At 54.5% G+C, this 23,319-nt stretch carries 24 protein-coding genes; 8 read left to right on the top strand and 16 right to left on the bottom strand.

Annotated elements, in window-relative coordinates; all coding sequences use genetic code 11:
• Positions 1-226 precede the first annotated feature (226 nt).
• The 5 genes from WC600_06145 to WC600_06125 all read right to left on the bottom strand — a co-directional run bounded on the left by WC600_06145 (position 227) and on the right by WC600_06125 (position 5,968).
• Positions 227-922 (bottom strand): ABC transporter ATP-binding protein, encoded by a 696-nt coding sequence (locus WC600_06145; GenBank protein ID MFA4902311.1) that lies wholly within the window; start codon positions 920-922, stop codon positions 227-229.
• Complete coding sequence (locus WC600_06140; GenBank protein MFA4902310.1) at positions 922-2,121, bottom strand: ABC transporter permease; 1,200 nt, start codon at positions 2,119-2,121, stop codon at positions 922-924. Before WC600_06140 ends, WC600_06145 begins: the two co-directional genes overlap by 1 nt.
• Positions 2,121-3,281, bottom strand: coding sequence for an efflux RND transporter periplasmic adaptor subunit (locus tag WC600_06135; GenBank protein MFA4902309.1), 1,161 nt, complete (start codon positions 3,279-3,281; stop codon positions 2,121-2,123). Before WC600_06135 ends, WC600_06140 begins: the two co-directional genes overlap by 1 nt.
• Positions 3,281-4,627, bottom strand: coding sequence for a TolC family protein (locus tag WC600_06130; GenBank protein ID MFA4902308.1), 1,347 nt, complete (start codon positions 4,625-4,627; stop codon positions 3,281-3,283). Before WC600_06130 ends, WC600_06135 begins: the two co-directional genes overlap by 1 nt.
• Before the next feature lie 156 nt (positions 4,628-4,783).
• The gene (locus tag WC600_06125) at positions 4,784-5,968 is read right to left on the bottom strand and encodes an MFS transporter (protein MFA4902307.1); all 1,185 of its coding nucleotides are present in this window, start codon (positions 5,966-5,968) and stop codon (positions 4,784-4,786) included.
• 118 nt (positions 5,969-6,086) lie between these two features.
• Here WC600_06125 and WC600_06120 point away from each other — a divergent pair, with 118 nt between their 5' ends.
• Positions 6,087-6,734 (top strand): Crp/Fnr family transcriptional regulator, encoded by a 648-nt coding sequence (locus WC600_06120; GenBank protein MFA4902306.1) that lies wholly within the window; start codon positions 6,087-6,089, stop codon positions 6,732-6,734.
• Between the two features lie 53 nt (positions 6,735-6,787).
• Here the strand turns inward: WC600_06120 and chrA are convergent, their stop codons facing one another.
• From chrA to WC600_06065, 11 genes are all read right to left on the bottom strand, one after another.
• Positions 6,788-7,978, bottom strand: a complete 1,191-nt coding sequence (gene chrA, locus WC600_06115; GenBank protein MFA4902305.1) for a chromate efflux transporter — start codon at positions 7,976-7,978, stop codon at positions 6,788-6,790.
• Between the two features lie 137 nt (positions 7,979-8,115).
• Positions 8,116-10,419 carry an FAD-containing oxidoreductase gene (locus WC600_06110; GenBank protein MFA4902304.1) on the bottom strand — a complete coding sequence of 768 codons (2,304 nt, stop codon included), beginning with the start codon at positions 10,417-10,419 and terminating at the stop codon, positions 8,116-8,118.
• A 1,423-nt stretch (positions 10,420-11,842) separates the two neighbouring features.
• Positions 11,843-12,283: an MbcA/ParS/Xre antitoxin family protein gene (locus WC600_06105; GenBank protein MFA4902303.1), complete on the bottom strand. Its 441-nt coding sequence runs from the start codon at positions 12,281-12,283 to the stop codon at positions 11,843-11,845.
• A gap of 256 nt (positions 12,284-12,539) precedes the next feature.
• Positions 12,540-12,680: a hypothetical protein gene (locus WC600_06100; protein MFA4902302.1), complete on the bottom strand. Its 141-nt coding sequence runs from the start codon at positions 12,678-12,680 to the stop codon at positions 12,540-12,542.
• Between the two features lie 73 nt (positions 12,681-12,753).
• Complete coding sequence (locus tag WC600_06095) at positions 12,754-13,563, bottom strand: hypothetical protein (protein MFA4902301.1); 810 nt, start codon at positions 13,561-13,563, stop codon at positions 12,754-12,756.
• Positions 13,511-14,362, bottom strand: coding sequence for a hypothetical protein (locus tag WC600_06090; protein ID MFA4902300.1), 852 nt, complete (start codon positions 14,360-14,362; stop codon positions 13,511-13,513). Before WC600_06090 ends, WC600_06095 begins: the two co-directional genes overlap by 53 nt.
• A 131-nt stretch (positions 14,363-14,493) precedes the next feature.
• Positions 14,494-16,011 (bottom strand): hypothetical protein, encoded by a 1,518-nt coding sequence (locus tag WC600_06085; GenBank protein ID MFA4902299.1) that lies wholly within the window; start codon positions 16,009-16,011, stop codon positions 14,494-14,496.
• A 181-nt stretch (positions 16,012-16,192) separates the two neighbouring features.
• Positions 16,193-16,768 carry a hypothetical protein gene (locus WC600_06080; GenBank protein MFA4902298.1) on the bottom strand — a complete coding sequence of 192 codons (576 nt, stop codon included), beginning with the start codon at positions 16,766-16,768 and terminating at the stop codon, positions 16,193-16,195.
• Positions 16,769-16,779: 11 nt separating this feature from the next.
• The gene (locus WC600_06075; protein MFA4902297.1) at positions 16,780-17,964 is read right to left on the bottom strand and encodes an AAA family ATPase; all 1,185 of its coding nucleotides are present in this window, start codon (positions 17,962-17,964) and stop codon (positions 16,780-16,782) included.
• A 440-nt stretch (positions 17,965-18,404) separates the two neighbouring features.
• Positions 18,405-18,905 (bottom strand): efflux RND transporter permease subunit, encoded by a 501-nt coding sequence (locus WC600_06070; protein MFA4902296.1) that lies wholly within the window; start codon positions 18,903-18,905, stop codon positions 18,405-18,407.
• A 219-nt stretch (positions 18,906-19,124) separates the two neighbouring features.
• On the bottom strand, positions 19,125-19,553 hold the full coding sequence (locus tag WC600_06065) for a hypothetical protein (protein ID MFA4902295.1): 429 nt from the start codon (positions 19,551-19,553) through the stop codon (positions 19,125-19,127).
• A 43-nt stretch (positions 19,554-19,596) separates the two neighbouring features.
• Between WC600_06065 and WC600_06060 the strand changes: the two genes are divergently transcribed.
• The 7 genes from WC600_06060 to WC600_06030 all read left to right on the top strand — a co-directional run bounded on the left by WC600_06060 (position 19,597) and on the right by WC600_06030 (position 23,297).
• Entirely contained in the window at positions 19,597-20,277 is a 681-nt protein-coding gene (locus tag WC600_06060; GenBank protein MFA4902294.1) for an NAD(P)/FAD-dependent oxidoreductase, read from the top strand.
• A gap of 92 nt (positions 20,278-20,369) precedes the next feature.
• Positions 20,370-20,735: a hypothetical protein gene (locus WC600_06055; protein ID MFA4902293.1), complete on the top strand. Its 366-nt coding sequence runs from the start codon at positions 20,370-20,372 to the stop codon at positions 20,733-20,735.
• 66 nt (positions 20,736-20,801) lie between these two features.
• Positions 20,802-21,041 carry a hypothetical protein gene (locus tag WC600_06050; protein ID MFA4902292.1) on the top strand — a complete coding sequence of 80 codons (240 nt, stop codon included), beginning with the start codon at positions 20,802-20,804 and terminating at the stop codon, positions 21,039-21,041.
• 9 nt (positions 21,042-21,050) lie between these two features.
• The gene (locus tag WC600_06045) at positions 21,051-21,362 is read left to right on the top strand and encodes a redoxin family protein (GenBank protein ID MFA4902291.1); all 312 of its coding nucleotides are present in this window, start codon (positions 21,051-21,053) and stop codon (positions 21,360-21,362) included.
• A gap of 725 nt (positions 21,363-22,087) precedes the next feature.
• On the top strand, positions 22,088-22,273 hold the full coding sequence (locus WC600_06040) for a hypothetical protein (GenBank protein ID MFA4902290.1): 186 nt from the start codon (positions 22,088-22,090) through the stop codon (positions 22,271-22,273).
• 101 nt (positions 22,274-22,374) lie between these two features.
• On the top strand, positions 22,375-22,782 hold the full coding sequence (locus WC600_06035) for a hypothetical protein (GenBank protein MFA4902289.1): 408 nt from the start codon (positions 22,375-22,377) through the stop codon (positions 22,780-22,782).
• Between the two features lie 113 nt (positions 22,783-22,895).
• Positions 22,896-23,297, top strand: coding sequence for a hypothetical protein (locus WC600_06030; protein ID MFA4902288.1), 402 nt, complete (start codon positions 22,896-22,898; stop codon positions 23,295-23,297).
• The last annotated feature ends 22 nt before the right edge of the window (positions 23,298-23,319 follow it).

Raw genomic sequence — 23,319 nt, 5'->3', positions numbered from 1 at the left:
AAGCCTGCGCCCGCACAGGCTGGAAAGCCTGTGCCACCAAAATACCCTCTCCCCCATTGGGGGAGAGGGAAAATACATTAAAAATCCGGAAGTTAGGTAATGGCCTCTTTTAAGAAATCATATTCTCATCTATCTATAGCAAAAACCTTGCCGGACACTACTGGGGTTAGGGGGGATTTGGGGTGTTAAAGTGTCTCCTAATTACGGAAAAAACTTTTGGCAAACGCTATAAGGCAGCCTGATGGTTCAAATGGCCATCCTTGAGGTGGTAAACAGTATCGAATCCCTCGATCATTCGCACATCATGGGTGACCACGATTACGGCCGACTGATTTTCTTTGGCGATTTTCTTTAATAATTCCATAACCTTCTTGCCGCGCACCGTATCCAGGGAGGCTGTGGGTTCATCGGCCAGGATAAGCCTGGGATTGTTGGCCAGGGCTCGGGCAATGGCCACCCGCTGCTGTTCCCCGCCTGAGAGGAGGGCAGGCTGGTAGTCGGCCCGGTCGGCGATCTCCATGTACTCCAGGAGTTCCATGACCCGGCGGTCTGCCGCCTCGCCTTTGATCCCCACCAGACTCAAGGGAAACAGGACATTTTGCCGGGCCGTCAAAAAGGGAATGAGATTGTGGGCCTGAAAGATAAAGCCCATTTTTTCCCGGCGAATCCGGCGGATATCTACCCCTCCGGTCCAGCCGTTTTTCTGAAAGATCGTCTGCCCGTCAAAGATAATTTTGCCGGCGGTGGGGTCAAGAATCAGGCTGGCGCACAGCAGCATGGTGGTCTTGCCGGAACCGCTCGGTCCCAGGAGGGCCACCAGGTCACCGGCCGATACGGAGAGATTGATGTCCTCCAAAGCCCGAACTTCCAGGCGCCCGGAACCGAAGATTTTGCTCAGACCCTCTATCTGTAAAATTTCCATCACTGGCCCCCCAGAGCCAGAGCCGGCTGGGTTTTCAAGGCCTGAACCAACCCCAGGATGCTGGCCAGGATCCCTCCGAAAAAGACCACGATAAAGGTGAGGACCTCATCGCTTGGGACCAACAGGATGGTCTTGGGGAAATAGGTATAGGTCTGGTTGATGAGGACCAGGGCGAATAAAAAAGCGCTGACGGTTAGGAGCATGGATTGTTCCAGTACCAGGCGGATGATCACCAGGTTAGGGGCGCCGATGAGCTTCATGACCGCAATGGAGCGGATCTTCTCCATAGTGAAGGTGTAGATCACCAGGGCGATGATGACCACCGAGACGATCATCAGCAGGGTCCTGAACAACAGGAGCTGCTTGGTCATGCCTGCCAGACGCCCTTTCAGCATGAGCTGAATCTCTTCGTCCGTGCTATAAACCGAAAAGTAGAGCCATTTTTCGATATTACTGGCCACGGCGGCCCGATCCGCCCCCGGCGAAAGGTGCACCAGGACGGCATTGATGATGTGGGTGTCCGGCGCCAGGGCTGCGGCCAGGTTGGTCGCGGCCGCGGGGGATAGGGATTTCTGGCCGTTCAAGGTCCGGGCCAGCCGTTCCCGCTGGGTGCGCACCTCTTCATTATCTTTCTGGAACGCCACTTCCTGGGCGTCGGGCAAAGAGAGAAAAACCAGCGGGTCGCCGTTGGTATCGATGGCTCCCTTGGTCAGGCCCACCACCGTGTAGGTATGGAGGCCCAAGGTTACCCGGTCTCCCAGGCTAACTCCCAGTTTTTTATCCGTCACCATCTCGTAGTGGGCCTGCCGTATGCTCCTCCCGGCGACAATTCCCTGAGGCCCGCCTGACCCGGTAAAGACATCATACCCGATAATGCTGAAATGCCGGCTTTGGTCACCGATCCGGCGTTCCACCGTATAATAGATAAAGGGACTTGCCTTCTCCACCCCGGGAACGGCCTTGACGCTGTAATGGAAATACTCGGCCAGGGCGGATTGCTCGTTGAAAGGTCCGCCCCGGTAGCGTTCCACCACCCAAAGGTCTGGATTGGTGGCCTTGATGACCGCCAAGCCCTCGTAGATATTGCCCCGGTACAGGCCGTTCATAGCCAAAACGATGGTAAAGAGCAGGCCCACGCCGATGATGGTGGCAATGAACCGGCCTTTGTGGAGCTTGAGGTCGCAGACTGCTAAATCCATCAGTCCGCCTTAGCCGCCGGTTTTTTTATTTCAGGGCGAACTTTCTTGCCGGGCGTGAGACCTGCGGGTTTGACCACCACCAGATCGCCTGCTTTCAGGCCCTGCGTTACCGCGGTCCTGGAGCCGTCTTGGAGGCCCAGGGCAACTTTGCGGAAGTGCAGGAGGCCATTATCCACCACCAGGACGCCGTTGCCGCCGTTTCTGGTAATGATGGCCGACTGAGGCACGACCAGGGCAGTCTCGCGGCCGGTCTCAATCTCGACCTGGCCTTCCTCACCGATAACCAGGGGTTTGGGCAATTGGTCAAATTTCACATCTACTTCCAACTCCCGGGTCACGGTATCGCTTTCCTGGTTGAGCCGTTCCACCTGCCCTTGAAATTCCCGCCCGGAGCGCAGAATGATCCGGGCGGGCTGGCCCTCCCGCAGTTGAGCCACAAAAGACTGATCGATCCAGGCAGCCATCCAGATCTGGTCCAGATCCACCATTTGAAAGATGGGGCTGCCGGGGACCAGAGTAGTGCCCACTTCCGCTTTGCGAACGGTAATAAGTCCGTGCATGGGTGCTGTGATGCGGGTGTAATTGTGGAGCGCTGCCGCGGCATGGGTTTCAGACTCGGCCTGCTTCACCGCGGCTTGCAAGGCGGTGACGCCGGCCTGATAGGCGTTTACCTCACTTTCCGCCACTTTAAGCTGGGCCTTGGTGGTGTCAAAGGCCGCCTTAGAGATGTAGCCGGGTTTGAAGACCTCCAGGTCACGCTCGTAGTTGCTGCGCGCTAACCCCAGGTTGGCTTGGGCCTTGCCCATATCCGCCAGGGCCCTGCCCAGATCGCGCTGAACGCGGTTTTTGCCGGCCTGGGCCGCAGCCTGCCGGGCCCGCAGTTCCAGGGAGTCCAACTCCGCCAGGAGCTGTCCTTTTTGCACCCGGTCACCCTGGTCGACATAGAGCTTTTCCAGGATACCGGTGATCTTGGGGCTGACCACCACCGGCACCCTGGATTGCACTGTGCCGGGTCCTTGCACTTTCCCCTGGATTTCCGCCTGCTTGACCACGATCACCGGCACCGCCGGAGCGTGCCAGATCAGGCGGTAACCTATCAGAATCAAGATGATCGCTCCCACGGCCATCCCGACGGCTTTCTTTCCCCCAGGAAGCTTCACTATTTTACCCCCGCGTGATTTTGCCGTTCCGGTTCAAAGGGACCGGCGCCTTTGATTTGCTCAACGCGTGCCTTGCCGATTTCGTAAGCCACGGCATACCTGATAAGTTGGAAACGAGAGCCGGTCAGGTCCACCTGGGCCTGGAGCACGTCCAGCCCGATGGCCTTGCCGTGGCGATACAGGGCCTGGGAGCTATCATAGGCCTCCTGGTTGGTGGCCACGGTTTGCTTAATGGTGACGACTCCCTGGCGGGCATTCTCCTGGTCCTTCCAGGCCGTGGTCAGGTCCACCTTGATGCCGTTAAGCCGGTCCCGCTTTTTTTCCAGTAATTGCCGGTATTGGGAGGCGGCTTTGGCCACCTGGGCCTTGGTCAGGCCACCCTCGAAGAACGGAAACTCCATAAAGACGCCCCCGATCCATTCCGGCTTGGTGCCGCCCAGGTCCCGATGGCGCACATCGCTCCCGGCCTGCAGACTGACTTCCGGGAAATAGCCACCCCGGGCCGCTTTGATCAAAGTCTGGCTCTGGGCAATATCCAAATCTAATTTTTTGATTTCCGGATTCCGCTTGAGCACCTCTTGCCACAAAGAGTCTAAGTTCCCCGCAGCAGTATATTCATGCGCGAGCCTTCCTTTAATATCCACCTGGACCTGCTCTTTCAGCCCCAGGGTGCGGGCCAGGATTTCTTTGGCCAGGCGCACCGCGTTTTGGGCTTCCACGACCGCCTGCTCGGCCTCGGATACCTGGGATTGGGCGCGCACGTGATCCAGGTTGGTAACCTTCCCGGCCTGGTAAAAAGCTCCGGTCAACTTGCCGAACTCCTGGCGCTGTTGCAGGGCATCTTGGGCCACGTGCAGATTCTCTTTGGCCTCGATCAACTGGTAGAAGGCCTGGGCCACCGTAAAGGCCAGTTCGTCGGAAGTCCGTTGGACTTCCTGCTTTTGCGCCTGGGTGCCGGTCTTGGCGGCCTGGGAATTGTAATAGGTTTTCAACCCGTCAAAGACTAACTGCTTGCCATAAACGCCCGTAAAGCCTTCTCGCTTGAACAGCTCAACCGGGGTTGAACCGCCCGGGGCAAAGCGGTTGGGAGGTTGCCTGGTATAGAAGGAGGTTAATACCAGGCGGGGAAAAAACGTGGAGCGGGCCGCCTGGTAATCCGCCACCAACTCCTGGATCTTCTCCTGGCTGGCGGCCAGGACCGGATTATATTGCCGGGCCAGGACCAGGCAGTCATCCAGGCTGAGGGCCCGGTAATCGGATGGTTGCGCGGCAGCCACATAGAGAGGGAACGCGATTACAGTGCAGGTGAATGCTAAAGCCAGAAAGGTTTTACATGGAAAACGCATCAAATACTCCAACGTTGGCTCATTGGTCAGGATTCATTAGGTTAAACACCAGCAATGGACAAACTCGGCGCGTTTCAGGGAATTTTTCCAGAATCTTCGTGAGGTTCTGCGCATTAAAGGATCTGAAGCCGCGACACACGCAGTTGGCGCTTAAGTTTATGAGGCTTTTGAAGGGATAGCCGGGGAAACTCGGTCCAAGAGGCGGGCGGCAATGATCCCCGCAAGAAGAATCAGCCCTGCGGCTCCCAGAAATACCGCTTCGAACCCCCACTTCGTGAGAATATGTCCGTTCATCAAGGTACCCAAACCGCCGCCAACAAACATGTTGAAAGACGCCAGGGACATGACAGTGCCGCGCCGCTGAGGCATTAACTGTTGTGCCGTGGTCAGCAGGCTGGATTGAATGAGGATGAATCCAAGCCCGAATCCTGCTAAAGAAAGAGAGATGAATACCGGGGAGTGCCAGGCTCCCATGACCGCCCAGGAGACCGAACCCATGAGGGCGCCAAAAAGGAGGACCCGGTTACCCAGTTTCTGCCTACAGGCCCCCGCCTGGCGACCTCCTATGATGGTGGCCACCCCGAAACAGGTCAAGATTACCCCAACCCAGAGAATATTAACCCCGGTTTGGGTTTCTACGAATTTGCCCGCATAGGTGAAGCTACCAAAGACCGAGGCCCCCATTAGGAAAATAATGCTCACCGTTTTCAGTAGATCTGTATTGGCAAAGGCTTCCTGGTAGGCCCTCCTGAGGCTAAATTGGGCGGTGGTCCCCGGTTGTCTTTCTATGGTTTTTAGCATAATAGTTGCGATTATCAGCCCGGTAAGGCCATAAACCAGATAGACAAGCCTCCAGGACCCCATGAACGCCAGGGCTCCGCCGATGATCGTACCGGCGGCCCCGCCCAGGAACGCCATGCCCAGCATCTGGCCCAGGGTGTTTTGCAGGGCCTTGGGATCACGGCCAAAACTGTCGCCGATTAACGACATGGTAACCGGCAGGATGCCCGCGCCAAACGCGCCGCTCACCGCCCGGATGGCGCTCAGGGAGAAGATGTCTGTGGCCAGCGCCCCCAGGCCGCAGAAGATGGCCGAGCCGAAGGCCGCCAGGTTGATGATCCTGGCCTTGCCATAGCGGTCAGCCAGCGGCCCGAAGATCAGGGTGAACAGGCCGAAAGGCAGCATGTAAGAGGTGACCGTTAGCGCCGCTGTGCCGATATCCAGGTGAAAGGCTTTGGCTATCTCCACGATGAGCGGAGCCGCGACATAATTATCTCCATTAGCCCAAAAAACCATCAACCCCAGGACTAAAACCATCCGGCGCGATCTTTCATTATCCATAAAGGCTCCTTTGATCCGCTTGCTGGATAAATGGTATGATGCCGCCATAAAAAGAAGTATGATTTGAATCATAAAGACGAAAAATCTACTCAAGAGAAAGATTCATGGGGTGGAACGGATGCTGGCAGGATTCCCGATCTTTGCCAATATTTGGCGGGAACATCTCGAGAAATTGGAAAGGATCGCCCAGGAAATTTTTTTGAAAAAGGGGGCGATGCTTTTTGCCCCAGGGGACCCGACCCAGGGGTTCTATATGGTTCATGAAGGTGCAGTGCGTGTTTACCGGATATCTCCCCAAGGCAAAGAGATCACCCAGGAGATCGCCGGTCGTGGGAGCCCCTTCGCCTTAGCCAGCCCGTTTTCCGATACCTATCATTGCTTTGCCGCGGCCCTGAAAGACAGCCGTCTCTACCTAATAAAAAAGAAGGAATTTTTAGACTTGGTAAACGGGGATATAAGGTTCGCTGCGGAATGGATACGCATGTTGTCCCTGATGGTCATTCGCCTCCGGATACGTCTGGCCGACTTGTCGCTCAAAACCCCCAAGGCGAGAATCGCCAGCTATATTCTGCTCCTGGCTGAAATGCAAGATTCCCGCTCAATTACCCTCCCTGTCCCGCGTAAAGAATTGGCAAACTTCCTGGGCATGACCCACGAGACCTTCTATCGAACCGCCAAAGAACTGGAACATGCAAACCTGGTACACTTTTCCGGACAAACCGTGGAAATCCTCGCCCAAGAGCGGCTGGTGGAAATTATGGAGTGAATCCTGTCCAGGGCTGGTTAGAAAGTGGCTTTTTAAGTCGTATCTTTGCTGGCTTAAAATAGTAAAAGGGAAAGACAGGCCGCAGCGATCACCACCATGAGGAGATTTATCCGGAAGGCAATGAGGGCTACTGCCGCCCCCACCATAATGACCCAGCTTTGCCAATCCACCAGAGACGCCCGCCCCATCTGGATGACCACCAGGATCAGCATCCCCACCAGGGCACAGAGAACGCCCTGGATCACCGGGCGCATCCACTGAGTTTCTTTAACCCAATAATAATAAGGGCTTAAAAAGATAACTATCAGGATGGGAGGGAGAAAGATGGCCGCGGTGCCAATCACTGCACCCACCACGCCTTGCAGGTAGTATCCGATAAAGGTGGCGGTGATAATAATGGGGCCGGGAGTGACAAAGCCCAGGAGGATGCCGTCCAGGAATTGGCGCAGGGTGAGCCAGCCCAGGTGGTCCACCATATCCCATTGGAGGATGGGGATCATAACGTAGCCGCCGCCGAAGGCGATAACCCCGATCTTGAGAAAGATGAGAGACATCAGCCCCAACTGCTTATTTACGCTCCACAATCCCCAAACCGCCAGGGCCAGGATGGACAGGGAACCGGCAACCTGGGCGGCCATCATGCCGGGGTTGGGAACTGAACCGGCCGTCCCCGCTTCAAAGGAACCGGGGGATGCCAGTAGTATCCGGCCCAGAACGAGCCGGAGAAGACCTGCACCCAGGAACACGACCAGGTAGTTGGCTCCGCCCCAGAGCGCTCCCACAGTCAACAGGGCGAGGGCCGCATCCAGCCAGTGCCGGCGGACAATTTCGTGAAACCGCCACAGGGTCTGGACCAGCAGCGCAATGACCACGACCCCCAGGCCCTTGGAAACTATTTTTACCCAGGCCAGCTCGCCATAACGAAAATAGAGCCAGGAAAGGCCCAGCATGAGGATAAAGGCGGGGAAGATAAAGGCGCCTGCCGCGGCCAGGGCGCCTTTGGTCTTACGCAGATGGAAACCGATGTAGGCGGCCAATTGCACCACCGTGGCTCCCGGCACCAACTGACAGAGGGCCACCCCGTCCAAGAACTCTTTTTGATTTAACCAGCCCTTTTCCTGGACGATGCGCCTGCGGATGGGCTCCACCATGGCCAGGCCGCCATAGGCAGTGGCCCCCAAATGAAGAAAGGTTTTGCTCAGTTCCCAACTGGATGGTGGCTTGATTATGCCATCTTCCTTCATATGCGCAAAGCCACCTTTGAGCTTTTTGCCAAGCCTCTGATTTTCGCTGTGGTATTGGGATTATATTGCCAAGGCTGGAAAATGGTAAGCTCAAATGAGGAGTTTTTTCGCAGACAGATGAGAGGAACTGGTTCGAGTCATCTTCTCCAGGCCAGGAACCTGGTAAACAGGCGCTTTAAGCCCGGTGTCAACCTGGTCCGGTTATACAGGTCACCGGTCTGCCGGATCGCTTCAGCCTGAGTGGGGTACGGGTGAATGACATAAGCCAGCGCGCCCAACCCGATGTTGCCCACCATGGCCGCCGTGACCTCACTGATCATCTCACCGGCATGACGGGCCACCACGGTGGCTCCCAGGATCTTATCCGAACCGGGTTTGACGTGGATTTTGACGAATCCTTCCGCCTCGCCGTCCACAATGGCCCGATCCACCTCGGATAGCGGTTTCACGAAGGTCTGGACCTGGATGCCTTGCTTGGCCGCGCTTGCCTCAGACAGGCCCACGTGCGCCACTTCCGGATCAGTGTAGGTGCACCAGGGAATGGTCAGGGCGCTCAGCTTTTTATGGCCGAAGAACAGGGCGTTCTGAATAACTATCCGGGCAGCCGAGTCGGCCATATGCGTGAATTGATAGGGGAGACAGATATCCCCGGCTGCATAAATATTATGATTGGTGGTTTGCAAGTAATCATTGACCAACACCCCGCGGCCCTTGCCGGCCTCATACTGAACCCCGGCGGCCTCCAGATTCAAACCCTCCACATTGGGGGCCCGGCCCGCGCCGATGAGAATTTCATCAACTTCAATCTCCCCCTTGTTGCCGTTGCTCTCAAACTGTACCAGCTTTCCCGTTGCGGTCTTGGCAACCTGAAGGGGTTTGGCGTTGAGGATCAGGTCAATGCCTTCTTTCAGAAATACCTTTTGGATCAGCTCGGCCGCATCCGTATCCTCTCTGTTTATGATGCGATCATATTTGTGGAGCAGGGTCACCTGACACCCCAGACGTCCCAAGGCCTGGGCAAACTCACAGCCTATAGGCCCACCGCCCATCACCAAAAGACGCGAGGGCCGATCGGTGAGGGAAAAAGCTGTCTCATTGGTGAGAAAACCGGTCTCCGCCAACCCCGGAATAGAGGGATGTACTGCTCTGCCGCCGGTGGCAATGACCGCCTTTTTGAAGCGCAGGGTTGCGCCTCCCACGGCAACGGTATCGAGACCGGTAAAGCGGGCCTCTCCCAAAAAGATATCCACCCCCAGAGCGCGGAAGCGCGCCGCCGAGTCGTGTTGACTAATGTCGGCCCGTAAGCGGCGCATGCGCTCCATGACTGCCGGAAAATCAACCTCAGTGCCCTCCGGGACCTGCAGGCCAAACCGCCCGGCATCCCGAATGTCGGCAGCAACCCGTGAAGACCGGATGATAGCTTTGGAGGGTACGCAGCCATAATTGAGGCAGTCCCCTCCCAGCAGATGCCGCTCCACCAGGGCCACTTTAGCCCCCAAACCGGCGGCCCCGGCAGCCGTGACCAACCCGGCGGTGCCCCCCCCGATGACCACCAGGTTATAACGGGGAGCAGGTTCAGGGTTCGTCCAGTCCGGCGGCCGGACATTGGCCACCAAAGATTTATTATAAATATCCTGAGGGCTTATCTCAGGCATGGCTCGAGGTGCATCGGTACCCGCCACCCCGGCCACAACTTGCAGCTCTTTGAGGCGCAGCTTGCGTTTGGCGGACCGCACCAGAATGGTCAACAGGATCAGCGCCACAACAAAGGCGCCGACCAGAACCCAAGGCACCCTTCCCTGCATCAAAGCCTTGGTTACCGCGTCCGCCCCCACTACGAACAGAATGGTGCCTGGCAAGGTGCACAGCCAGGACCAGAAGACATAAGTCCAGAAAGACACCTTGGTGAGCCCGAAGCCGTAGTTGAGCAGGTTGAACGGAAAGATGGGAACCAGGCGGGTCAGGGCGACAATGATGGCGCCATGTTCTTCGGTCAGGTGGTCGAGTTTTTGAAATTTGTCACTTTTGGAAAGCCAGTTTGCTACTGCATCTCTGGCGAAATAGCGGGCAATTAAAAAGGCTAAACTGGCGCCCACGGTTGCTCCGATATTCACCAGGATGACTCCCAGCACCGAGCCGAAGAGGGCTCCTGCGGCGATAGTAATAGCTGCGCCGGGAAGGGCTGCTACCACCCCCACGATATAAATCAGCAGAAAAACCAGGGGCCCCCATGGACCCAGGGTGAGGAGCCAATCCCGCAGGGCTCCCAACTTCTCGCCCAGGGCAAAGACATGGGCCAGCACAAGGACCGCGATAATAACGCCAAGGAGCAGAACCGGCCGCCACCAAGCGCCTTTTGAGGCCCCACTTTGCACCGGTGCGCCCGCATCGGCCCGGGGCTGAGCCTCGTCAGACAGGCCCTTTTCTCCAGAGGCTTCCATGGTCTTTTCCTTTCCAGACTGGACTTATCCTACGATGATTTATAGCGTTTGCCATAAATTTATGCCGCTGGCTGATTTTTAAATCCCCCTAAATCCCCCTTTTTCAAAGGGGGACTTTATAAGTAATTCCTTATAGTTCCCCCCTTTACCAAAGGGGGGTTAGGGGCAATGCTGTTCACTTAAGCACTTGTAGGGGCGGGGTCTCCCCGCCCTGGTTCAAAAAATGGCCCGGGCTGGGCGGGGAAACCCCGCCCCTACATCCGAATAGATATCGCCAATGCCTAAGTGAACAGTATTGGGGTTAGGGGTGTTAAAGTATCTCCTATTACGGAAAAAACTTTTGGCAAACGCTATAATTTTATAATTTAAGGGTAGTAGATAGCGAATCAATGTCCAGAGGTACTTTTATCCGATTTAGATGATGGGTGTTTACGGTTGGGGTTTATCGCAAGGTTTTTCAGACTCGGTAGAGCTTTAAAAAAATAATGATGGCAGTCTTAAAGAGGGTTTGCGGGATAAATAATATCTTTTTTGCGAAGGCCACGGAGATAGGCGACGATATCCCAAGTCTGGATATCCTTGAAGGCCATCTCTGGGTTGGATGAACTGCTGCCAACGGACTCTCTGCCCGGCTTACAGAGCTCCGCCCTTTACCAGAATCAACCCATTGCGGGGTTGGCGCTGAGGGGATCCCTCCTGAAATGTCACTACTCCAAGCGTCTGCCCCTCTGGTGTATCCACATAAGCGTCGAGGCGGGAGGGTTGATCATTGATCATGTCCCGAAAATAAAACATTTTATTGAGGTCAACTTTACCTCGGGTTTTAAGGCAAAAAGTCACCTGGGATCCGGGCGTGGCGCATTTCAATGAGGTCAACAATAATTGACGTACCGACAAAAGCAGTTCCTGGAGTGATTCATCAGTGAAACCTCCTTCAATAGTTAAAAAAATATCATCGCCTTTCCGGCAGACCGAAATCCTGGGCGCCATACCCTCTCCTTGTCGATTTTGCTAAAGCCGCTGAATGGAATGCCTATATTGCGGCGTGCAATTCCGATGCCTCGATTTTTCCCCGCACGATTCACTTAACCTAATCGGACATTCAGCAGTTTTTCTTAAACCGCTTATTCAAAATCTTTAAGGCGCATTTTGTAAGACTGATGATAGGGAGATAAAGGAGTCGGGAAACCAAGTTAAAGGAACACCCTGCGTAATCTTGGGTATAGCGACTGAGAACCCCTGGGATTTACATTTACTCCCTCAAGCATGGCCGACCTGATACGTTACCAGGGGCAAAAAACTGGTGGTCATGGTGGGGTCTAAAAAGGCGCTGGCTATAGGAATCGGAAACGACAAGACGAAGAAACGGTACACGCATTTGAGATATCGGCTTGCGGAAAATTGAAATGGAGCCGCCGCAATTTTATAACTTCAACTCCTTTCTCACCCAGGAAATGTCATATGCGTTGTCACTTTCATCACGTAAATATTCCATTTGCCGTAACAGATCCTCTACCCTGTGTCGGCCTTCTTTGGACCTGATGGCTTTGCGGGGAGTTTTTCCATCCAAGGCGGGTATAGGGGAATCCAGCCATTCTCGATAGTGGTTATCATACATATCTTTTATGAGGGCCTGTTTGATTTCTTCAGGAATTTCCTCATCAGATTTTTTCGATTTTACCGTTGCCTTTTCCTCCATCATCGACCCAAGTGACTGGACGGAATCTATACGATGTTTGATCAAATTTTTCAGTAGATTCTCAATAAGCTGTTTCCCAAGAGCAAACCTTTCTTTGCCCTGAGCCGTTATCACCAAGCGCCCAGGTTCAAGCTGAACTGATCCCAGAATCCTGTGACTTTCCATTCCGGGCCCACTCCTGCATCTTTTCTGGCAAGGACACATAATCCTTGACGAAGATCATATTCGAAGACCACAGCCCATTTCTTGTTATCCATGTTCAATACCCTCCGAAGCATTGATAGCCTAACTGCTCGCCTCTCTAAAGGTCATCCCTCAGGAGAGCCCTTCTCTCATTTCACTTAACCATCGCCAAGATACTCCCACCTACCTTCTGCAGCCAATAATTCGATTCAGCCGATGATTCCGGAAAATAGGCTCTTCAAGTATACGTATTCACGATGGCTAACATGGCATCGCTAAGCTCAAATCCATAGCCCCACTCTACCGCCTCTTGTCCCGTTTTGCCAAGCTGAAATTGCCGGTTAAAAGGCTGAATGGTGGCCAAAGAATCGTCAAACATCTTATTCTGCAGACCAACTCTAACAAATGGCAAAGATTGATCAGGCCGTTAACCCTGCCAAGACTTGAAAGATTCATTTCCCGTTTTTCTGCTCCCTTATCCAATCCAAAATATCATTGACCAGCCCGAACGGAATATCCTGCCAAGAGTCGAACTCACCCTCCCACTCTCTGAAAAAGGCCTTCTCTTGAATACCTTTCTTTTTAATTTGGTCCTTGAGGAAGGCAACCTGTTTGGTAGTGGCAAATCGGCTTGATTGGGCATTGGTTTTAGTTTTGGTTTTTGGCGGCTCCTTCTGCCCTGTAGGTTCTTCCGGTGAAGCCTTACTCCCAAGTTCCGGCAAGTCTTCCAGGTCTTGGGTAAAAATATCCGACGCCCCGACCCCGATCAGGACGGCGGCGACCAGGGCCCGCTTCTCTGACATTTTCTCGAGGGTGTTTTTGACGTCATGGGGGTTGAGGCTCCGGTACTTGGCTTCAAAATTGTTGCACGACCCGCTGACGGCTTTGGCCCAGACCTCTCCGGTGGGAATGTGGACGAGGGTGCACTGGGTGTCGTATTCGAAGTAGCCCTTGGTCAGGCCTTCGACCTTCTCCCGCTTGTCGTAGTCCCACTTCTCCCACTTGATGGTATGGTTATAGTCCTGGCTGGAAGTGGTAGCAAACTCGGGGGCGAGCCGGAACCCTTGGCAGAGGATTTCCGCCCCAGGCTTCCAGAGAGACGGCTTCCGGCAGCCGGGAATGGTCCCATAGTGAACATTCTCCCGCATCACCTTTTCTTTAATTTCGAGGATCTTCCGGGTCCGGGCGACGAGGTCTTCAGCCGCGAGTTCAAGCCGAACGGACGGCTCGGGTGCCTTTTTTAGGGGAACGGGGTTGGCCATTTTTCTTTCCTCCTTGGTTGATGCGCTGGGCCCACCGGGCCGCGAGAATTTCTTTTTTGAGCTCCAGGAAGCAAATATCCGAAACGCTGCAGTAGGCGTCGCAAGACCAGTTGCGTTGGTACGGGGGCATGGTTTCGGAATCGAGGGCCATTTTTAGAGGCACCAGGTTCTCTTCCATCACCCGCCGGACGGTCATTTCCGACTTTCTGGTCGACTCCTCCGGCCAAATGTCGACCGGACAAATCAGCGTTTCTTCCATCGAAAAGTAGACGACCTCCATTTCGGCAATGTCCTGGGGGACCAGCCACCGGTAGAGGTTGAGTTGAGTCCGGTGGTTTTCGTAGGCGGCAATGACTCCATCCTTGTTGAGGTAAGACGGGACGGTTTTGGTGGTTTTGTAGTCTTTGAGGACCTTCTGACTTGGAATGATCAAGTCCGGGTGGCCAACGATGTCAATCCCGTCCCAGGCCTTGGTGAACTTTTGCTCCTTGACCGCGTCCGGGTGGAGGTTGGCCTCCTCAAGGATTTTGTGGGCGATTTGCCCCCGGAAGGCCCAATAGAGCTGGCTCGGGGCGACGTAAGTTTCATAAAACCGGCTGATGAAGACTCCCCGGTGGCACCCGGTAATCATGGTCACCGAAATGTCCGTCCCCTTCCGCTCATTCAGGATCATCCCGGCAATGGTCGCCTCATCAAATGGACAGTCCAGCTTCCGGTTGAGCCTCGTCCGGGCACATTCAAGACAGGCCTCAAAAGAGAGCCGCTCCCCGGTTTTCTCGCAAATGAATCCGACTACCATGTCACACTCCTCCTCGGCAAGCCAGCCAGGCCTCACGTAGGCGCACGTCTCCCTGCAGTCCGACGTGGGACCCGGCCAGGTTTGGGTTAAGTTGGAAAATTAACGATCTGAAATTACGGTCTGGGGAGCGCTCACCCTTCCGGGTCGTCACTCCAGGTCAGGACAACAACTTCGGTTGCGGCCAACTCCCAGTTCTGTTCGCGGTTCTCTTGGACTTTGATGTAGACGAGGGTTTCGAGCTGAGCCCGGAGGGGGTCCAGGTAACGGTTGGCCAGGACTCCATGGCCATCGCTTAGGATGATCGCCGCCCGAGTCCCTTCCTTTATGATGTGCTGAGCGACGGCGTCGAACCGGGTCCCCCCGGTGGTATGAAGGAATGGGTCTTCCGGGTCGACTTCAACAACTTTGGTCGAAAACTGAAAGACCCGGCCCCGGACGGCCCGCAAGGCGTCATAAATGTACGGAATGTAGCCGTAGTAATGGCCCATCGACCCACTGACATCAATGTAGAGGTCGATGTGGGGTCGTTCGACTCCCCACCGTCTTTCCCACACCGCCGGGATGACTCCACCAGCGAGACTGAAGAGGTCTTTCGGGGTGATGGCTGCGGGAACCGGAATGGAGTAGCCTTCGAGGGTCTTTTCAGTGGCCCGGTCGGCCAGCACTCCCTGGATCACCCCTTCGATTCCTTCCAGCGCCCCAGGCTCAAAGAGCCGGACCCGGTGGCGGAATTCACTGAGGTCGGAGGTTTCCAATATCATGTTGAAGACTGGATCTCCTGGCCTCAGATCCGGTATGGGAATTCGTCTTGTGCCTGAGTCGACTTCCGACGGTTCCAACCCACTAATCTCCAGGGTAGAACTGCCCTGTACTAAGGGAGCGTACGTTTTGATTACCTCAGCCAGCCCCGGGAACCCCTCGTCACTTGCAACTGTTTCCCCAGCATCAGAATGCGCAGCCTCCTCGGCTTCCGGAGTTTCCGGTTCAGGTATGGTTTCGCCAATCGCGGGCGGAGGCTCTTCCTTGACAGGCTCTGGGCTCTTACCACTTCCATCTGCTTGGGTCAACGCTTCCTCAGCACTCTCGGGTTCATCATCCTGGCTGGCTTGGTCTTTGACAGCCCCTTCCGGTTCGCCTTTAGGGGCTTCTTTCCGGGGGGTGGCTGGTGGCGGGTCTGGTGCGGTTTGGTTATCACTCCCAGCCGTGGCGTGGCTTGCCGTCATTTCTGCCTTGGAAACCTCTTCGTCTTGCTTTTCCAGGTACCATTGGCAGACCAAGTCCATCCACCGCCGGTAGCCCGAAAAGCCAGACGGCGCCCCCACCACTTCGCCCAACGCTTGAAGCAGGACAGGGTTCCACTGGTAGAGGGCGGCGTGAGCTTGCTTGAGGTAATTGTGGCCGCCATTCCCTCCGCTGTTAAAGAGAGTCCAGTCGATGTGGCTGTGCCGCCCAGTGAGGAGCAGTTCCCCCGGTTGGTGATAAAACCGCTCCGGCAAGGTCGAAGCCACCTGCCGCCGGCCGATCGCGTTGACATAGGCGTCTTCGGCGAAGTTGAACAGCTCTGATGGGTAGTCAGCCCCTGGCAGTACGTCCGGGTAAAGCCGCCTCAGGATTAAGTGGTTTCGCTCATGAATCAGAATGAACAGCAAGTCTTCCGGGCCGGTAATGTGGTCTAGGAAGAACTGGACGCCGATTGTTAGGTCTCCCTTCCGGAGGTCAACTGACGCGGTCGGCAGGGCCGCGTCGAAGGTGATTTAGTGGATGTATTTGAGAATTTTCGGGACCCGCTCCGACCCCTGGCAGCAGTCCGACCAGTAGCTGAAAACTTCATCACTCGCGAGGGTGTGAATCAGCAGGGTTGCTGCCTGGTTTAGGTGCTTTTCCCTTAGAGCTGACTTTATCTTTTCGATTCGGCTTTTGAGCAGGTGCATCATCGGCTCCTTTCATCAAGTCTTTCCCAGCCATGACCCGTTGGATAATAGCTTTGAGGACCCCGAGGCCTTCGAGAGTTTTAACTTTCGGGTTGATGACCACGGCTTCAAGAGCATAGCCTTTGAACAGCTTCTTAATGGCTATGACTCCGTCTTTGGCATATGCTTCCCACCCGACTTGGGTCTCCCCTTTCCCTTGGATCAAGACACAAGGGAGGTCGGCCTTGACGATTACCAAGACCTTTTCTTTCTTGGTCGCGAGAATGGCCGTGCAGGCGTCGTCCCCGCAGCATTCTTTGGCCTCTTCCACCGTGTACGGGTCTTCATCCCACCCGATGGGGGTGTTTTTCTTGTCCAGGTGGTACTTTTTCGCGTAGTCGTTGATGGTGTCGAACAAGTACAGTTCTCCGTCCTGGAGGTTTTCCCATCCCTGGGTCAGGGCTGGGCTCTGATAGACTTTCTCAGGATTAGGCATGGTGCTCTCCCTTAGATGGATGCCAAGATTTGGTCGACCCGCTGGCTCAACTGGGCCACGGGAACATCCTCGGTTAACAGGGTTTGAGTAGTAAGTTGCATGGCCAACTGCCGGATTAGTTTTTCTCCGAGTTCCCGCTCAATCACCTCCTTCATGGTTAGGTCTTTGACTTTAGCCAGCACCCGGGTCAAAGTCTTGAGGTCTTCTTCCTGGTCGACACGTTTGGCCATGGCCGTCACCCAGGCAAGGCTGTCGGTGACTTCGACTGCAGCCAATTCTTCAAGGTTCCGGGCGACCATTACCGGGTCCCCCAGGGTAAAGCCGCCAACCACCGTCCGAATGACCCCGTGCACCATTTCTTTGTTGACTTTCGATCGGACAATCCCTTGAATTTCGGGAATGACGGCTTCGATGTAAGCGGTGTTCGCATCCGGATCGGAAAACCGCGAGTTATCGGTGACCGTTCTCAGGGCCAACCCGCCCAACAAGAGCCGGACCATCATGGTCAGCTGCCGGGGGTTGAAGACGATTTCGGTTTGGGACAGGTCCCGGGCGACTTTCTTCGCCAAGTTTTGCGCATTTTGCCGGTCTTTCGGCCTGGCTGCCGCCCCTTGAGCATCACGCAGCATGGCCCGAAAGGCGGGTTTCTTCTTGTGGCCATTCTTCCCAAGTATCCGGTCCAGCTGGGCGTCTTTCATCGCCTTGAGGTTCGGTACTTGGACGGCAACGAATCGGCTCGCGAGGGCGAGGTCCATGTAGCCGGCCTGATAGCTCTGTGGTGGGTTGACCGCTGCGAAGACAAGTTTGAGCTTGGTCGGCAGCCCCATGATGTGCCGGGTCCGGATGAGCTCGTGGAGCTTCGATTGAATAAAGGGGTTCGCCCGGTTGAGTTCATCGAAGAGGGCGGCTTCGGCCTTCCAAATGGACAGCGGGGTAGGGACAAACTCGAGAACGCCTTTAGCAAGTCCTTTCGGGTTGAGAAACCCCACCAAGTCGTCGAAATTGAGAGTGGGGACTTCATAGTGGCGAAACGCGCTTCCAGCGCCCAATACTGCTCGCGCAATAGTTTTCGACCCTTCGGTCTTGTTGGTGCCAATGTCCCCAACCAGCAATACCGGCAGGTCAGCCACAATGGCCGCGAGCACTAACGGCTCAACAACGTCCCACCCATAAATCCCGAGTTCATCGAATAACATGCCCGTACCTCTATCTTCTAAAAATTGACCTACCCTCTAAAGAAGTGAAGGAGGCCGGTTGGCCCCCTTTGATGGAGAAATGAGAGTTGCAGCAGCGATTGTTGCTGTTTAATTATTGTTATTTATTATAGCACAATCCAGTGTTGTTGTCAATAACGCATTATTGTTGAGCCTGTATTGTTTAGATGTGCTGGCTAATGCATAGTTGATGAAGTAAAACCCACCACTTTTCTTTGAAATGCGCACATAGCATTATTGATACCATACTTTTGATTCTTTTTCGGGAGGTTTTACAAGGTGAGGAAGGGCGGAAGGATAAATCTTTATGGGTTGGGCTGTGGTGGCTGGATAATCTGGAAAGGAGGTTTCGATATGAATTTCAAACCTTTAAAATTGGAGAAGGGCGTATAGTGGCAAGCTATATGGACCGATGGTTTGTCTCAGGTAAGGTGCTTGAGGAAGTCTGCCCCTGCCTTTTTCCCGCAAAAATTACATAAAGGCACGGCATCATGAACAGGGCCACCAGGATTCCCAAGGGTGAGTCCGCCGATGGCTCCAGCGGCCATGGGTTGGAGCATCTCGCCGCCTTCTTCCAGGTTTAAGGCCAGGGGGATGAACCCGAAGATGATGGCGAAAGAGATCATGGCCCGGGGCCGCAGTCGAATCTTGGCGGCACCGATGACAGCGTCACGTGGAGAAAGCTGATCTCGTTGCCGCTGTTCTTCCGCAAAGGTCAAGAGCAGCACCCCTTCGTTAACCATAGCCGCCACCACGATGAGCACCCCGATGACCACCGTGGCTCCCAGGGGAAGCCTCGTCAGGTAGAGAGCGTAAACCATACCGGCCAGGCAGAACGGCACACATCCCAAAATCAGGGAGAGGAGTTTCAGGCTGTTAAACTGAACTGCCAGAAAAGAATATTGCAAAGGCCATTTCGGCATTTTGTTAAGTCCCCCGCCGGTTGATTCTTATGACAGAAGTTCTCAAGGTAATTGTGGTGCTCCGTAACTCCAAAACCGACCCGAAGGCATCAAGGAACCGGTAAATCTAGATATCGTGCTAAGTGATGGAGAGGATTCACGCGGCATTGATTTCAGTCGCTAAGATACATATCTTTTAATATATATTAATTCAGTCTGCTTCCCCCAGAGGCAGGATAATTAGAGATATCCGGAGGGCCTTTCCTGGGCGGATGTCTTGGCCCTGTTAGGCCGGGTAGATCTATCAGGTGGGGAAAAATTATGAAAAGGGATCCCATCTGCCGGATGGAGGTCAGGGAAGAGGATGCTGTCACCGCCGAATGCGACGGCGCCATCCATTACTTTTGTTCGGAGGGTTGCCGCGATAAGTTTCTCAAAGAGCGAACCTGCGCCCGTACCGCCTACGACCTGATCATCATCGGTGGCGGACCTGCCGGTCTGACCGCGGCGGTCTACGCCGCCACTCTGAAAATGGAGGCCCTGCTGTTGGCCAAGGACCTGGGCGGGCAGGCGGTGGACAGCACCAAAATCGAGAATTACCTGGGGTTCGATTTCATTACCGGTCCGGAGCTGATCGACAAATTCAAGCACCATCTCTTTGGTTCTCATTATATCGACCACCTGATGAGCGAGGTGGAGGGCATTGAGCCCCATGAAGGCGGGTTTAAGGTCACCACCGCAGAGTTTGGCTATCTACACCGCCAAGGCTCTCATCATCGCCACCGGCATGACCCGGAGGGGCCTTGGGGTCCCCGGAGAAGAAAAGTTCCTGAGAAGGGGCATTTCTTATGGCAACCTCCAGGATCTCTCCTTTGTGGAGGGGGAAGACGCGTCGATCATCGGTGGGGGCAATTCGGCCTTACAAATCGTGGAAAACCTTCATACCGTGGCCCGTAATATCCATCTCATCTCCAGGGCGGAATTGACGGCGGACCCGGCGGTAGTGGAGCGTGTCAGTTGTCTTTCAAATTTGCAGACTTATATTGGTTATAAAGTCGTCCAGTTTATCGGTGATGGGACCTTAACCGGATTAACCATCAGGAAGATGGCTGGCGCCGGCACCTTGGATCTCCCGGCAAAAGGCGCATTCATCGCCGTAGGTCTGGAACCTAACTCTTTCCTGGCCGCTCCCCTGCTGAAGCTCAACTCCCGGCGAGAGATCATCATTTCCCGCGATTGCTCCACCTCTTACCCAGGGATTTTTGCCGCCGGTGACGTGACCGACGCCTTTGGCAAGAGGATCATCATCGCCTCCGGCGAAGGGGCCAAGGCCGCCCTGTCGGCCCGGCAGTATTTGTTGAATCTGCGGAAAGCGGTGTGTCCGCCTGCTTGAGGGGAAACGCGGTGCTCAATTTTTTAAGTGGGTAAGGTCGCCGTAAAATCTATCCATTTCGGATGGATAAATAGACCCAAAGGAGCCGTAAAATGAAACCAAGGGTTATGAGAAATGGAACGGTTGTGAGCACATTGCTGGTGATTTTGTTGATGGCCATGGGTTGTGCTACCCTGGAGACTGCGAGACACAAATACTTCATGAGGGGCCAGGTTCTGGAAGTCCAGGACGGGACAGCTTACCTTTGCCTGGGCACTGAGCAGGGAGCAAAAGTGGGGCAGGTACTTACGGTACGTAGATACGTGAAAATTGGAGGATCGCGGGGAGGGCAGTATAGGGTTGACTCTGTGGGCACGGTGAAGATCACGGAAGTTGAAAGCCACATGGCAAATGCGAAGATAGTGACCGGCGACGTCAAACCAAATGACATTGTGGATTTGAATATCGAAAATCCTTAAGGACCGTGACCATCTATGTAATGAGTGGCGCTGTAATACAATAAGATCAAAAATAAAGGAGGTCCAATGAATCGAAACGGGGTGGCAATGGCAATGGCAGGCCTGGCGCTGATTTTCCTGTTTTGCGCTGCATCCCTGGCCGCAGATGCAGAGCCGAAAGTGGGGCAAACGGTGGGCAACGTGAAATTCACCAAACCCATGTCCGACGAAGACGCCAAATACCTGGGGCTGGGAAAACCTGCAGAATTCACTTTGCAGGACATCAAAGCTCCATACGTGTTGGTGGAGCAGATGAACACGACCTGACAGTACTGTATGGCACACGCTCCTGTGCTGAACGAGCTTTACAACCTGGCCAAACTAGACCCGGCTCTCAAAGGCAAGCTGAAATTCATGGGAGTGGGCAAGGACAATGATGAAATGGCGATGAAGATGTGGAAGGCCTTCCACAAGGTGCCGTTCCCCATGATCGCCGATCCCGGCGGCGCCTTTGCCAAGGCTTTAAATTTCCCTAATTATCCGGTATCGATGGTTCTGGATAAATCCGGAAAAATTGTTTGGGTCCATGTGGGGGTCTTCGGCAATGCCGAAGAAGCACTTAAGGACATTAAAGCTGTCGTAAAATAACCCGCGGCGTTACGGGGAGGGCTGAGCCAGCACCCGTCCCCTTCATTGTCCATTCTATAGCGGCAAGCCGCAGACCTGAAAGATTATCCTCGAGTTTCAGAAGATCAGCGATTCCCGGCTTATGCAAGGCCCACGTTTGATCCGGGCCCCGGTCTCCCCATTTCCCGGCCTAATTACTGGCGCATATCTTCCCCAACGGATTGACCCTTGACAAACCCAAGTAAATTACTACCTTCATTTCAGTAAATATTCATATGAAATTATATTCATTAAATGAGGGAACCTATGAAATCGCAACATGCCTCTCGAAATCAATCTTGCCTGCGTCGGATTAAGGCCCTTTCTGACAAAATACGATGGGCGGTCATCGAAATGCTTATGGACGGCCCGAAGACCGTGGGGGAGCTGGCGAAGGAATTGGGGGTGGAACAGAGCCTCCTTTCCCATCATCTGAAAATCCTGCGCAATGAAGATCTTATAGAATCAAGGCGGGAAGGCAAGAGCGTTATATGTAAATTGACCGCTGCCATCGTGTTTTCGAATATGGGATGGGAATTAGACCTGGGTTGCTGCCGGCTCCAAAAGCCGCAAGATGCGCCCTTGATGCCAGTTTCCCGCCCTCCTTTGGAACCTGATTGGCTGGATAGTCATTCAGATAAATCCTCCTCAGGGGGAGAGTGATCAGTTCCGGCCCCAGGTAAGGCCCGAATATGCAAGCGCATTCGATGAATCTTTCAAGGCTTTATCGGCTCATCGGCCTGGCCCTGCTAACTGCTCTGTTTACGGGTTGCGCCGCGCCGGAGCCATGCCTGCAAAGAGGCGGCCGGGGCCAGGGGTTTCGCTGCCAAGACGCGCCAACTTCGGCGAAGCCGCCGCCTTTAGCCATCTCCAGGGATATCAATAATACTTAGGAACCATCCTGGATTTCGGGGGGGTACTATTTTATGGTTGAATTAGGGCTGGGACTTTACTCCCTACCCTTAATAATGCCATTAAAGGAGGTTGGTGGAACATGAAACAAAGATTAATGATTGCAATTCTGGCGGCGGCCTTGTGTCTGGTTCACGGACCGGGAGAGGCTCAGGAGCACCCCGGCGGCGGGATGCACGGCGGCGGCGCCGGGCAGCAGCACATGATGGGCCAGCACAACATGGACATGATGAACCAAATGATGGATGAGATGCACCAGATGATGGGGTCGCACCAGATGACCCCGGAGCAGCAGCGCCAAATGCGGCAAATGATGAACCAGATGAACCAAATGAAGCAGGAAATGCAAGGTCCTCAAAGTCCCCAGATGGAGCAGCAACAGACCCAGCAGCTTAAAGAGATGCAGCAGCGGCTCAAGGAGATGAAGGGCCAGGTGCAGAAACCGAAGCAGAAACCGAAGTCAAAGCAGGAGCAGGAGCACGAGCATTAACTTGGGAAAGCCCGGAGACACAAGGCGCCGGAGGCGGGGGCACTCCGAATGGGCGCCGGCCTCTATGAGAACAGCCGAACCCGATAAATAAACTATCCAGGAGGAAATTACTCATGGAAAAGAGAACCGCGTCGCTATTATTTATCATGCTGGTCGGGGCTATCGTAATCGGCCTGGCCGGTTGTTCAACAGGACCCACTGCCACGGCTCCAACCAAGAACATGCCTGAAATGCTCAAAGCCGCCGGCTTCAAGGTGTATGTCGCGGATACGCCCCAAAAAATGGCCCATCTGCAAACCTGCCCATCAGATACGCTAATGGTTCATGAGCGGCCAGGCGCTAAGTGTTACGCCTTTTCAGACCCAGCTTCGAAAACCATGTACATCGGGGATGAAGCGGCGTACGGGCGCCTTCAGGGTCTTTTGGAAAAGCAGAAGCAAAAGATCATGGAACAGAGGATACAAAGTGATCCACAGTTTTGGCCACAGTGGGTGGACTCTCAGGGAGGTGGTTAATTTTTGCCGAAAAACGGCAGCC

Source organism: Desulfobaccales bacterium (assembly GCA_041648175.1).
In the GTDB taxonomy this organism is placed as follows: domain Bacteria; phylum Desulfobacterota; class Desulfobaccia; order Desulfobaccales; family 0-14-0-80-60-11; genus 0-14-0-80-60-11.
Note: the sequence above shows the minus strand (reverse complement) of the source record. Positions and strands in the feature narration are given on the sequence as shown.